We start from the raw sequence: 12,473 nt of genomic DNA on the forward strand, positions 1-12,473 counted from the left end.
AGGGCAAGGGCTACCGCCGAACCCCTTCAAGTCGCAGCAGCGTTGTGCTGTTCATCAAATCAGTCAGCTTGGCAGGCAGTTCCTCTAACAACGTCGTCTTATCCTCCGCCTTTAGGCGAGGGGTCTCTCCGTTGGAAAGGCGTTCGATCTGCCGCGTGATGTCTGTTGTGGCGGCAGCGATGATTGTCGCTGGATCAACGCCCTTTTCGGTGGCAATCTGCGCCAACGATTTTCCCTCGCGCAGTTGGGGTAAAAGCGCCCGTTGGGTCAAGCCTGTCGCCTTCGCTGTCTGGGCGATCAGAGCGGTGCTGTAGCGTAGTTCAAAAAGGCGTAGAAAACGATTTTCCGTTCCTTCTTCCTTCCTCGCCTCGCCTCGCTTGATCACCTCGTTCAAGACCCGTTCTAAGAGCGCGTCAAGACGGGCGGTGATTGCATCGGCAGTTTCTTGAGTCAGTTTTCCCTCGGCAGCAGCTTTTCGGATCGCCTCTACAACGACGGGTTTCACCGCTGCCTGAATTGCGCTCAGTTCACCCCCTTTTTCCTTAATCACCGCCGCCAGAGTCTTTCCCCCCACAAGCTCCCGAAGAAGGTCTTCAGGGGTCATCTCCAGACTGGTGGCAACTGCCTGAACAATTTCGGTGAGGAAGGCGTTCAATGCCTGACGGGGCGTATCCCCACCCCCTGCACGACGGGCGATCTCGGCAATGTTCCCCGATGTAACGCGGCTGATCGCCCGGTCAAGGCTGGCAATGAGCGTTTCACTTTGGGCTTGGGTCAGTGTTCCGGCGGTTACGGCTGTCTCAATCCTCTCCGTGACGGCGCTCTTGACCGCCGCCTTCACCGCCTTGAAATCACCGCCTTTTTCGGTGACAAGTTTTTCTAGCGAAGTTCCGCTGAGAACTTCTAGCAAAAGCTCTGCCTCTGTCAAGCCCGTAGCTTCCGTCGTAGCGCGGATCAGCGCCGTGACGATCTCCCGCAAGAGGGGAAAGCCAGTCTCCGGCGCTTGGGCGTGGGCGGGTTTCGGTGCGGCAATCATACCAAAGAGCATGGCGCAAAGAAGGACGAACGTTAGCCCTATTAAAGGGCGTTTTCCTGTAGGTAAGGGGATCATTGGTTAGCCTCCGTCTTGAATTGCTATCAACCTGAAGGGGCAGGTTTCCCTTACCGTTTAGTCTGTCGGCAATGTGTAAACAGGGTGTTATCGGCAGATGAGAAATAGCCTTTTCTGCGTCGTTTGGAGAATCACGAAGGGCGCATCCGTGAACCCTTTTCTCATGGTTTCGGCATCACAATTTTTTCACAAATTCTTCACATAGTTAACGTTCACAACTTCACCAACGAAATCTCAATGAAATTCTCAATGGTTGACCTTGAACGTTGACCAAAGCTCCCTATAATGGTGGGTGTAGCAATCGTAAAGAACTTTTCAAAAAGTAGAAAAAACTTGGCGAAAAGATTGGCGAATAAAGTTACGTTAGTCAACTTAGATATTCGCCCCGATTAATAGAGAGTTACAAACCAAAAGTTCCGCTCTCCGAAAAACAGCCCAGCAATGGGCTGTTTCTTTTTGCCTAAACCTCTCACACCATACTAAGGATACCTCTCATGACCTCTACTAAAACTGCTTGGATCGAAACGGAGATGAACGCCCTCGCCGCACAGGGGCTACAAATACACATCCGCACCATTGAAAGCCCGCAGGGAGCGTGGTTAACCGTTGACGGAAAAAAGGTTTTAAACCTTTGCTCCAACAATTATTTGGGCTTGGCGAATGATCCGCGTCTGGCGGCGGGGGCAAAAGCTGCCATAGAAACACATGGGGTTGGTCCCGCTGCCGTGCGCAGCATCGCCGGGACGATGGATATTCACCTTGCTCTTGAACGACGCTTGGCACACTTCAAAGGCGTTGAGGCGGCAGTGACCTTCCAAAGCGGGTTCAATGCCAATCTCGCCGTGATTCCAGCCCTTGTGGGGAAGGGTGATGTGATCTTTTCCGATGAGTTGAATCACGCCAGCATCATCGATGGGGCGCGTCTCAGCCGCGCTGAGATCATCCGCTTTAAGCACGCCGACCCTGCCGACCTTCGCCGCCAGATTGAGGCGACGAAAACAGAGGGGCGGCGGTTGATTATCAGCGATGGCGTGTTCAGCATGGATGGTGATATTGCCCCCCTTCCCGCCCTTTACGAAATAGCCCGCGAGTATGATATTCTACTTATGGTGGACGATGCGCACGGCGAGGGTGTTTTGGGGCGCGGCGGGCGCGGCATTGTCGATCATTTCGGCTTGCATGGGAAGGTTGATGTTGAGGTGGGGACGATGAGTAAGGCGTTTGGGGTGGTCGGCGGCGTGGTTGCTGGCTCGCAGTTGCTCTGCGATTGGCTGCGGCAGCGGGCACGTCCTTTCCTATTCAGCAGCGCCATGACCGCCCCCGATGTTGGCGCGTGCCTTGCCGCCCTAGATGTATTGGAAGAAAGCACCGAATTGGTGGATCGCCTCTGGGCAAATGCACGCCTTTTTCAACAAGAAATGCGCCGCCTCGGTTTTGATACGGGCGCAACAGCAACGCCAATCACGCCCGTTATGCTTGGGGAAGCGCCCCTTGCTCAGGCATTTAGCAAGGCACTTTTTGAAAAAGGCATTTTTGCGATGGCGATTGGCTTTCCCACAGTGGCAAAGGGCATGGCGCGAATTCGCGTCATGAGCAGCGCCGCCCACACCCCTTCTGATATGGAATTCGCCTTGGAAACGTTCGCCGCCGTCGGGCGGGAGTTGGGCGTCATTGTCTAGGCGAATTTTGTATAATAGGTGTGAGGTAAATTTAGTGCGCCCACCATGTGCAGGCGTTCTTTCAAAATAAGCCTAAGCCCACCCCCTAGCCTCCTCCTCGTAATTGGAGAGGAGGAAGGCATTCGCCCCCTTTCCTTGCAGGCAGGGAAAGAGGATAGAGAGATAGGGGTTTTGAAATGGCGTTTCTAAACAAGCCAATAAGCCCAAACCATCATTGCTCACACTATAGAGGGACGAAAAAATGCCTATTACAATGGCGTTGGAAGAAGGGAATCGCATTCTGCGTGTGACATTTGCCTCCCCCTGGACGGTGGAGGAAATGATCCAATTTTCCCCTCAGGCGGCGGCTTGGTATGATGCCGCGCCAAAACCCATTCATTCTTTGCTCGATATTCGGCAGGCGCTGCCTATTCCGCCGCGCATTTTGCAACTGGGCAATACTCCCGGTATGAATAACCCGAAAGCAGGCATTATTGCCGTCTTTGGGGGGCGAGGTGTTGTACGTGTTTTTGCCGATGTGTATATCAAAATCTCGCGCACAAACAAACTGCGTTTTTTTGATACGGAGATGGAAGCGCTTACCTATCTCCGCGAGGTGCTTGCGGCGGAGGAATCTGATGAAGCGACGAAATAATGTGTGTGTTAGGGTATTTGATTAAGGCAATTATTGAGAAGTCTAAGAGGTACAATCAGATCGTAATCATCGGTTAGTGAATAGCGTTAGCATAGCTTAAGGATTGATCGTGACCGTCACAATGACCCTTGAGGAAGAAAATCGTATTTTACGAGTTACATTCATTTCCCCCTGGACGGCGGATGAGATGGTGCGTAACTTTCCCCAAGCAAAGCAGTGGTACGACGATGCCACGCACCCCATTCATATGCTGATCGATATGCGCCAAAACCGCTACGCCCCACCGGGGGCGCTCCGCGCCCGCGAAGCGCCCGGTCTTACCCACCCTAAGGCAGGAATTGCGGCTGTTTTTGGGGCAAGCACGCTGATCCGCATGTTGGGTGAAGTTGTGATGCGTGTAGCACGTTCGGAGAATTTGAAATTCTTTGATACGGAAGCGTTGGCGCTGGCGTACCTGCGAGGGGTGATCGCTGCTGAACACCCCCAACCCGCGACGCCGCTATCTGAGGCAGAAAAATCACCTGTGTGAGATGATCACTATGACACCCTTCCCTTCATTGTGGACACCCCGCCCCTACCGTAGTGAGGATTTTCCCGCTCTTCTTGAGGCGCATCGGCTCTCTGTCGGGGCAGATCGCGGACGCCTTTACAATGATGCCACCCTCCAACACCTGATCACCCCACCACCGGAGGTACGCAGTGGGCTGATCGTCGTCCCACTGGACACTTCATCGGAGGTTGCTGGCTGGTTATGGTGGGAAGTACAAGGGGATCGCGCCGTCCGCATGGAAGGATTTGTTGCGCCGGCATTTCGACGGAAGGGCGTCGGGACAGCCCTTTTGGAAGGGGCGGAACGTGACCTGACATGGCGTGTTCCCGGCGCATCGCTCGCGTTGCGCACCTATGCCGATCTGACGGGCGCTGTGGCGCTTTTCCATGCGGCGGGCTACATCCCTCGGCGGCACTTTAACCGCATGACCGTCGCGCTGGATCGGCGGTGGGAGGCAGTAGCCCTTGAAGGTGTCCATTTTGAAACCTTCCAGCGCGATCACTTGGAACGCCTTGTCGATGCCGATAACGCCATTTTTTCCGACCATTGGGGATCACAGCCGCAGACCATCGAAGGCTTTGCCCGCGCTCAAATTGAGATGCGCCCTCATGATCCGCAGTTGTGGGTGTTGGCGCTCACAGGCGAGACGATTGTTGCTGAATGTCTGGCACATACCAGTCAAGAGGCTGCCCCCGGCGAACGGGAAGGCTATATCGCCCATCTTGGTGTTCGGCGCGAATGGCGTGGAAAGGGTTTGGGGCGGGCAATCCTCTGTGAAGGGTTAAATCGGCTGCGGGCTGCGGGCTACCAAATCGCAAGCCTGATGGTCGATGCTGACAATGCGCCAGCGGTGAATCTCTATCGCGGGGTGGGGATGGATGTTGTCCGCGTCCGGGTCAATTTCGGTAAGACGTTGGGGGGTTAGCCGCCCCCGTCTCAACGCTTCATAATCAAGGTGATCAGCAAATAACCTGCCGTCAGCAGCAGCACTGCCACAGATAATTCCAGCACAATAACAAACCAGCGCCCAGAGCGTGCCTGTTTGGGGGCGGGCGTTTGGTGTTCGCGTTGGTTAACCTCTGGTCGCTTCGCTGCTGCCGCTTTCGGCGTGCCGCCCGGTGTGGCGTGATCGAAGATCAGCGTGCGCAGTTCCTCTGGTGCGCCCACCCCAGGCGGGCGTGGCTTGATCGCCGGGCGTGTGTTCCGCTCCCTTTCGGGCAAGGCAAGCACAGCGCGGGTGAATTGTTGGGCAAAGCCGCCCGCCGTCGCCGGACGCGCCGAGGGAAGTTTTGCCAACGCCGTGAGAGGGACATCATCTAAGGCGGCGGGTAAATCGCTATTGAGAGCGCTTGCCGGTGGGGGCGTTCCCGTCCGCTGCATCTCAATCAGGACGGATAGACTTGGTGCGCTGAACGGGCGGTGTCCGGTCAAAAGCTCATAGAGAATCACTCCCAAAGCGTACACTTCTGTTCGGCTGCTAGGCGGTGCCCCGCTGATCAATTCCGGCGCCATGTAGGCGGGCGTCCCAAAAATATCGCCATCCCCGGTGATGCTCGTATGGGCGGCAATCGAGGTCGCCAAGCCAAAATCGCTCAGGTAAATATGCCCGTGTTTATCCATCAATAAGTTCGAAGGCTTCAAATCGGTATGGAAATACCCCTGACTATGGGCGTAATCGAGGGCAAAGGCGATCTCGGTGAGCAGTTGCACCGCTTCTTGGGGCGTGTAAAGCTGCCGTGATAAACGATCTGCCACCGACCCTGACTCAAAATAAGGCATGACAAGATAGGATTCGTCGGGCGTCAGGGCGTAATCCAGCAGGCGGACGATGTACGGGTGGCTTACCTGTTGCAGCGCGAGAATTTCGCGCTCAAAGCGGGCGAGGAGGATCGGGGTCGTTTGCCCACTCTCCGTAAAGACTTTCACCGCAACTGCCTTGTTCGTCGTCGTGTCTAGACAGCGGTAGACCTTCGACATGCCGCCTGTCCCTATCAACTTCTGGGGTTGATAGCGCCCCCCAAAACGTGTCTGATGAGTCGCTGTCATGTCGCGGACTCAGGGTGCGTCTCACGGTATGTTTCGTAGGTGGCTTCGTCGGTCAACACCCCTCCTTTGAGGGCGGAATCAATCAACACCCGTGACCGATCAAAGGTCAGTTCCACCTCAATCCGGTCATAGGAGGGTTTCCCCACCAGCGTTTTCCGCACGAAATAGCCCTTGTCGTCATCCGTCAAAGACAGATCATTGTTCAGGTTGATCTGAAGGGGATAGATATGCCCCGTGCTGTGGGATTTGATATAGAAGGTGGTGCGGGGCGATCCCCCGGCAGGGCGTCCGCCGCCGCCTGTGAGGAGGCGCATCAGTGTTTTTAGAATGGTCATGGTGGCTACCCTCGTTTGCTTTTTATTGTAGCGCAGAGGGCGGTGATAGGGCGATCCCATCAAAATTCTCTGACAGGCGTCAGATTTCTTTCAGTTCCCCCGTTGTAACATAAATTGCCCGCTCACAAATGTTGGTCGCCCGATCCCCTATCCGCTCATAGTTATGGGCAACCCACAGCAGCAGCGTTGCCCGTTCAATCACGGCAGGGGTAGCCATCATCAGGGTGATCAGGTCATCATACACTTTTCGGTTCAGCAGATCCACCTGATCGTCGCGCTCAATGACTTGTTCAGCTAGCAGGATCGTTCGTTCGTCAAATGCCTTCACCGCTTGCCCTACCATCCAACGGCTGATCTCCGCCATTTGTGGCAACGCCACTAATGGGGAAAGCGCCGGTGCATCGGCAATACGCAAGACAAGCCTTGCCACACCCGCGGCGTGGTCGCCAATCCGTTCCAAATTGGTGGCAACACTCACCGTTCCAACCACAATCCGTAAATCTGTGCTATTGGGCTGTTGAGTGGCAAGCAAGTTGTAGCAGGATTCTTCAATGGTAAAGCGCAGACGGTTGATCGCATCGTCGCTGGCGTTAATCTGCTGAGCAAGCGCCATATCCCGATCCACAAGGGCATAGGCGCTGCGGGCAATTGCCTGATCAACCATACTGGCAAGCCGTAACAGATCATCCCGTATCTCAATGAGTTTTTTATCAAGGATAATCCGTCCCGCCATAAGAAAATGCCTTGTTGGAAAAGAATTTACATTCTTTACTATAGGGGATTTTTTATTAAGGAACAAGGGCAAAATAACCCCGTATAGGCTATAGTCTCCGACCATCGTTTCCCCGCACGCGGAGAAAAGGGGAGAATACCTTCCCCCTCTCCGTAGGGGCGACCCGGTATGGTCGCCCGCCGCTAAAGCAATGGGCCAAAAGCAACCACCCCTTCGGGGCTTAGAAGGCAAAAGGCATCATTCGGCGTTCCCCTCAAACTGCCCCTTTGTCAAGACATACCGAAACACAGGGGAAACAAATCCAACGGCGTAAGGTGAGTGAGTAAGATACAATCAAGGGGATGTAACCCAACCCACCACCGAGGGATCGCATGAGTCAGACAGATCTCAGCAGCCGTCTGAACGAGGCAATCGCGCATATTCAGGGACGCCAGTTGAACGAGGCGCGGACGATCCTTCGTGACCTCAGCACGCAGTACCCCTATGTGGAGGCAGTTTGGCTGTGGCTTTCGGCGGCAACCGAGGGCGAGGAACGCCTTGCCGCGTTGCATCGCGTGTTGGCGCTCAACCCTGCTAACGAAAAAGCGCGTTCGGCGTTGGTTGCTCTCACGGGTGATCCCGCCTCGCTGCCGCCGATCCCTGTCGCGCCGCCGCCGCCCCCACCCAAAGAACGAGTCCCGCTGAAACTGGATGAAGGCACCGTCGCCACGATTGAAACATGGCTGATTATTGCCTTGATTGGCGTGGTCGCCTTTGTGTTGGTGCTGCTTGGGGGGACGATCTTGCGCCCGATCTTGAACCCGCCAACGGAGACGCCCACGCCAACCTTTACGCGGACGCCTGCCCCGCCGACGCCGACCGTCCCCACCGAGACACCGCGCCCAACCCTCACCCTGCCGCCTTCGTGGACACCGCGCCCGACGATCACGCCGCGCCCGACGCGGACACTTGCCCCGACGCTGACACCGCGCCCCTCGAACACGCCGGTGGTCACCCCAACGCGTACCTTGACGCCGACGTTCACCCCGCCGCCAACGCGAACGCCGCTTCCGCCCACCGAAACGCCAACGGTGGTGGTGTCCTTCTGATGGGCGATGCGGCATGGAATCGCTTTGTGGAGATGCATCCCGACGGGCATCTGTTGCAACTGGCGGATTGGGGGCGGCTAAAGGCGGACTTTGGCTGGCAATTCGAGATTGCCCATGTGGGAGACGCCGGAGCGCTCATTCTCTATCGTCCGCTGCCGCTGCGGATGGGGATGCTTGCCTACCTACCTGCCGCGCCGCTCTTTAGCCCTGACGAGGCGGTGAACGCCGCACTCTGGCGGGAGATTGCCCAGAAGGCGCGGCGGCGGCGAGCAGCCTTCGTGAAGGCTGAGCCGTGCAATTGGTATCGCCCCCGCCCCGACCTTCCCGGACGGTTGGAACGCGCCGGATTCCTCCCTAGCCCACAGACCGTCCAACCACCGCGCACCGTCGTGATCGACCTGAGCGGGAGTGAACAGGACATCCTGAAACGGATGAATCAATCGACGCGGCGGAAGTGCAACATGGCAGAAAAGCAGGACGTGGCGGTACGGGTGGGGACGGCAGCAGATGTGGCGAGTTTCACCGCTTTGATAGATATCACAGGGGTGCGGAACAAGTTTGGCGTTCACGAACCCGCCTACTACAAACGTGCCTACGATCTTTTTGCGCCATCGGGACATGCGGCGCTCTTGATTGCCGCCCACGCCGGACAAGACCTTGCTGGCGTGATGGTGTTTCGTTGTGGGGAGAACGCCTATTACTTGTATGGGGCGTCCTCCAACGCCGAGCGCCAGCGCATGGCGACCTACATCCTTCAGTGGGAGGCGATCCGGTGGGCGCGGGCGGGCGGGGCGCGGCGCTACGATTTGTGGGGCGTTCCCGATGCGGATGAGGCGACCCTTGAGGCGGAATTCGAGGGGCGGAGCGATGGCTTGTGGGGCGTGTATGGCTTTAAGCGCGGCTTTGGCGGGCGCATCGTGCGCAGCGTCGGGGCGTGGGACAAGGCATTGAATCCGGTCATTTATGCGGCGTACCGCTGGTATCTGAGGCGGCGGGCATGACCTACCGTATGCTGCCCTACAGCGGATCGGATTGGAATGGGCTGATCCTGCGCCTGCCGCACAGTCACATTTTGCAAAGCGCCGAATGGGGGGCGTTCAAACAGATTACGGGCTGGAAAGCGGCGCGGTACGTTCTCTACGATGCGGCGCATCAGATCAGTGGTGCGGCGCAAGTGCTGACGCGGCACGTGGGCCCCTTGGCGATGATGTATGCCCCGCGTGCGCCGCTGGTCAGCCATACCGATCACGCCGCGTTCGAGGCACTGCTGGTAGGCTTAGAACGCATTGCCCGCCGCCAGCCGACGGTGCAGATCAAGATTGATCCTGATGTGGTCATTGGGCGGGGTGTCCCCGGTGAGGCGGACGCCACTGAGGACGCCAACGGGTTAGCGCTGTGTGCGACGCTCAGGCGGCGGGGGTGGCGCTTTTCGGCGGAACAAGTTCAGTTTCGTAACACAATTCTGATCGACCTCACCCACAGCGAGGACGACCTGCTGAAGGCGATGGGGAGCGGAAAGCGGCGGAAGGTGGGCTATGGGGCGCGGCATGGGGTGACGATCCGTGCTGCAACATTGGACGATCTTCCGCTGCTTTACCGGCTGTATGCGGAGACGGGAAGCCGGAACGGGTTTACCACCCGCCCCTACGAGTATTACCTGAGCGAGTGGGGGATGCTGATGCGGGCGGGGATGGCGCACGCCCTGATTGCCGAAGTGAACGGGCAGCCCGTTGCCCATGTGATTTTGTTCCTATTTGGGGAAACATGCCTCTATTTCACGGGGGCAAGCGTCAGTGATAACGAGGTGCGCAAACTGATGCCCGCCGACATGCTCCAGTGGGAGGCGATGCGCTATGCGAAGGGGCGCGGCTGCACGGTCTATGACCTGTGGGGCGCTCCCAATGAGTTTGCTGAAGGCGATTCGATGTGGGGGGTGTTCGGTTTCAAACGCGATTTTGGCGGGGTGATCACGCGGCACATGGGGGCGTGGGATTACGCCCCATATCCGGCGCTCTATACGCTTTACACCCGCATCATGCCGCGCCTGTTGAACGCCATGCGGCGGCGAGGGTAGGAAGGCGGTTTGGGTCGTCCACCGTTGGTTGAAAGACGATGTGGTCGTTGCTGTGGGGGTCTCGGTTGTAAGAGTGCATATTTTAGGGTTTGAACTGCCCAGTTTGTAGCCCAACCCTCGGCAAGCCTAGGGCGTGTCTACAAAGTGGTAAAATGAGAGAATGAGACGTTATGAATTAACCGGCGAAGAGTGGGCAAGGATTGAGCCATTGCTGCCGACCCAGAAACCGAGAACGGGGCGACCCAACACGGATCATCGGCAAGTGGTGAACGACATCCTGTGGGTGCTCAAGAGTGGGGCGCCATGGCGAGATTTGCCAGAACGCTATGGGAAAGTGGGGACGGTCAGCAGCAGTTTTTATCGGTGGGTGGGGGCTGGGGTCTGGCAACGAGTGCTGGAGGTACTGCACGCCCAAGCCGATGAGCAGGGTCGAGTGGATTGGGAATTGCACAGGCACTAGTGGATGCTAGCGGCGTCAAGCGTCGCACTCCCCGTCGTCCGCCTAAACGACCCCAGCGGATCGTAGCCGATAAAGTCTATAACTCCCGCGCTTTCCGTCAGTTTCTGCGCCGGGGTGGGATTCGTTCAACCCTAATTGCCCAAGCCTGTCGCTGCGGCAATCCATACGGCACACCCTGGACAACCTTTGTGGGAGATCGTGCCAAACAGGGAGCGGGTATTGGGGCTGCCCTTGCTCCACTCGCTGTTTTTGCCCCTCACATCACAGCTTCGTTGATGGTGTTGGCACTCGATTTTATGAGGTGAGACTGAGGGATACCTCGCTCATCAACGAAAGGACGAAGTTCATACCAGTCAGTCCGTTTTCGATAGGCGATATTTTGGATCATGAATTCATCACCATTCTGAAGGTCGCCAAAACGGACAGCCTGTCCGACAGGAAAATCAGCACGTGGTTTGTTGGCTGTCTTAGCTATCACGAAGCTATCTTTACCGCTCATCGCATTAATCTATCTCCTCGTATAACAAAAAAGTATAAGCGAAGATTCCAAGCAGCCCGCCCAAAACAGCCCACACGATGCCTGCTAAAATCGAGCCGATCTGTTCTGTTAACAAGCCAACTGAAATCAACAAAGCTATGGCACTGAGCCAGTGTGGTACAAATCCCAACCTGTGCTTTCCCTGTGCAAGGAGAATGAATGTTAATGGCGTGAATTTGGACACGCTCATCAGGGTGGCAGTAAACACCAGAAAACCTGCTGCCAGCCACCAGTGATCGGAAAGCCAGACGCGCTTTTCAGGCGAAGCAGCGCCTATCCATGCACCAAGCAGCCCACCTGCAAGGGTAAAAATGGACACGCAACCTGACTTGATTAGTGGTACTCGTCAAAGAAGCCGAACAATTTCTCAAAGGCTTCATTCTCGATCTGGATAGCATCGCCGTACAGTTCCTCAATCTGATGTTGAAGAAACAGCCCGCCATTCAGATACGGCACATCACCGAGCAGGCGGCAAATCGGGGCAGGATGTTCTTTCTTCGCAAATCCTTCAAAGAATAAGGGGCAGAGGAAGTCACGATAAAAATTGCCGTCTATTTGAGAAAGGCGATTACGGAGGTAATCCACGTCGCCATCCAGAAAGCCCTTTTTCTGCACAAAATAGATGAACATCAGGCGGTTGAGCATCACCGACGCATACCAGCGCTGGAAATCCTCATCAGGGATACCTTCAATGAATGCCAGAAACGCATCATGCTGGTGCTTGAAGCGGTCATAAAATCGCCGGGTCACACGCTCCATATCGAAGGCAACCCGTACACGACTGGTCACATCGACGATAGTGAGGTCTTCTTCTTCATCCAGACTGAAGGCGATGCCTGCCAGAATTTGCGCGATGTTCTCGCCGGACTGCCCTTTGTAATACTGACGCTCCCGGTTGGCAAGGGGTTTGCCTGTCTCACGCCGCACCCACTGCCAGACCTGCTGATTGTTCTGGGTATCACTGTAGATAATGATGTTCTCGCGGTGCGCCTTCGCCACCTGCTGCTCAATCTTGCGGCGCAGCTTGTATTCAGGGATGTCGGCGATATGCAAGGCGACCATGCCCCGCTTTTCAGCAAAGGCATTCAGCGTCACGCGGCTGCCATCAGCAACGACTTCAAACTGGTTCCGCTGCTGGTCCCAGCCAAGTTCATCAATGAACAGGTCTTCAAAGCGGAAATCCTGGATGTGTGTACGTATGCGGGTGATGTTGACAGTCATAGGT

Annotated in this window: 14 protein-coding genes; 7 read left to right on the forward strand and 7 right to left on the reverse strand. The window is 56.3% G+C overall.

Annotation, left to right across the window (positions count from 1 at the left end; translation table 11 throughout):
* Positions 1-10: 10 nt before the first annotated feature.
* Positions 11-1,111: a hypothetical protein gene (locus tag HS103_16175; GenBank protein ID MBE7514337.1), complete on the reverse strand. Its 1,101-nt coding sequence runs from the start codon at positions 1,109-1,111 to the stop codon at positions 11-13.
* Positions 1,112-1,605: 494 nt separating this feature from the next.
* On the opposite strand from HS103_16175, the gene HS103_16180 reads away from it, so the two are divergent.
* The 4 genes from HS103_16180 to HS103_16195 all read left to right on the forward strand — a co-directional run bounded on the left by HS103_16180 (position 1,606) and on the right by HS103_16195 (position 4,899).
* Positions 1,606-2,790, forward strand: coding sequence for a glycine C-acetyltransferase (locus tag HS103_16180; protein MBE7514338.1), 1,185 nt, complete (start codon positions 1,606-1,608; stop codon positions 2,788-2,790).
* A gap of 241 nt (positions 2,791-3,031) precedes the next feature.
* Positions 3,032-3,424 (forward strand): hypothetical protein, encoded by a 393-nt coding sequence (locus tag HS103_16185; GenBank protein MBE7514339.1) that lies wholly within the window; start codon positions 3,032-3,034, stop codon positions 3,422-3,424.
* 109 nt (positions 3,425-3,533) lie between these two features.
* Positions 3,534-3,953 carry an STAS/SEC14 domain-containing protein gene (locus tag HS103_16190; protein MBE7514340.1) on the forward strand — a complete coding sequence of 140 codons (420 nt, stop codon included), beginning with the start codon at positions 3,534-3,536 and terminating at the stop codon, positions 3,951-3,953.
* Position 3,954: 1 nt separating this feature from the next.
* Complete coding sequence (locus HS103_16195) at positions 3,955-4,899, forward strand: GNAT family N-acetyltransferase (GenBank protein ID MBE7514341.1); 945 nt, start codon at positions 3,955-3,957, stop codon at positions 4,897-4,899.
* An 11-nt stretch (positions 4,900-4,910) separates the two neighbouring features.
* Here HS103_16195 and HS103_16200 read toward each other — a convergent pair whose 3' ends face one another.
* The 3 genes from HS103_16200 to phoU form a co-directional block, all read right to left on the reverse strand.
* Entirely contained in the window at positions 4,911-5,951 is a 1,041-nt protein-coding gene (locus HS103_16200) for a serine/threonine protein kinase (protein ID MBE7514342.1), read from the reverse strand.
* 65 nt (positions 5,952-6,016) lie between these two features.
* The gene (locus HS103_16205) at positions 6,017-6,355 is read right to left on the reverse strand and encodes a hypothetical protein (GenBank protein MBE7514343.1); all 339 of its coding nucleotides are present in this window, start codon (positions 6,353-6,355) and stop codon (positions 6,017-6,019) included.
* Between the two features lie 79 nt (positions 6,356-6,434).
* On the reverse strand, positions 6,435-7,088 hold the full coding sequence (phoU, locus tag HS103_16210) for a phosphate signaling complex protein PhoU (protein MBE7514344.1): 654 nt from the start codon (positions 7,086-7,088) through the stop codon (positions 6,435-6,437).
* A gap of 904 nt (positions 7,089-7,992) precedes the next feature.
* Here phoU and HS103_16215 point away from each other — a divergent pair.
* From HS103_16215 to HS103_16225, 3 genes are all read left to right on the forward strand, one after another.
* A complete protein-coding gene (locus HS103_16215; GenBank protein MBE7514345.1) occupies positions 7,993-9,177 on the forward strand; it encodes a peptidoglycan bridge formation glycyltransferase FemA/FemB family protein in 1,185 nt (394 codons plus the stop codon).
* The gene (locus tag HS103_16220) at positions 9,174-10,250 is read left to right on the forward strand and encodes a peptidoglycan bridge formation glycyltransferase FemA/FemB family protein (protein ID MBE7514346.1); all 1,077 of its coding nucleotides are present in this window, start codon (positions 9,174-9,176) and stop codon (positions 10,248-10,250) included. Before HS103_16215 ends, HS103_16220 begins: the two co-directional genes overlap by 4 nt.
* A gap of 160 nt (positions 10,251-10,410) precedes the next feature.
* Positions 10,411-10,710, forward strand: a complete 300-nt coding sequence (locus HS103_16225; GenBank protein MBE7514347.1) for an IS5 family transposase — start codon at positions 10,411-10,413, stop codon at positions 10,708-10,710.
* A 256-nt stretch (positions 10,711-10,966) separates the two neighbouring features.
* Here HS103_16225 and HS103_16230 read toward each other — a convergent pair whose 3' ends face one another.
* Genes HS103_16230 through HS103_16240 form a run of 3 tightly spaced genes read right to left on the reverse strand, consistent with a single transcriptional unit; the run spans position 10,967 to position 12,469 of the window.
* Positions 10,967-11,209, reverse strand: coding sequence for a hypothetical protein (locus tag HS103_16230; GenBank protein MBE7514348.1), 243 nt, complete (start codon positions 11,207-11,209; stop codon positions 10,967-10,969).
* A 4-nt stretch (positions 11,210-11,213) separates the two neighbouring features.
* Complete coding sequence (locus HS103_16235; protein ID MBE7514349.1) at positions 11,214-11,567, reverse strand: hypothetical protein; 354 nt, start codon at positions 11,565-11,567, stop codon at positions 11,214-11,216.
* Between the two features lie 14 nt (positions 11,568-11,581).
* Positions 11,582-12,469, reverse strand: a complete 888-nt coding sequence (locus HS103_16240; GenBank protein MBE7514350.1) for a hypothetical protein — start codon at positions 12,467-12,469, stop codon at positions 11,582-11,584.
* Positions 12,470-12,473 lie beyond the last annotated feature (4 nt).

This window comes from Anaerolineales bacterium, from assembly GCA_015075625.1.
In the GTDB taxonomy this organism is placed as follows: Bacteria; Chloroflexota; Anaerolineae; order Aggregatilineales; family UBA2796; genus UBA2796.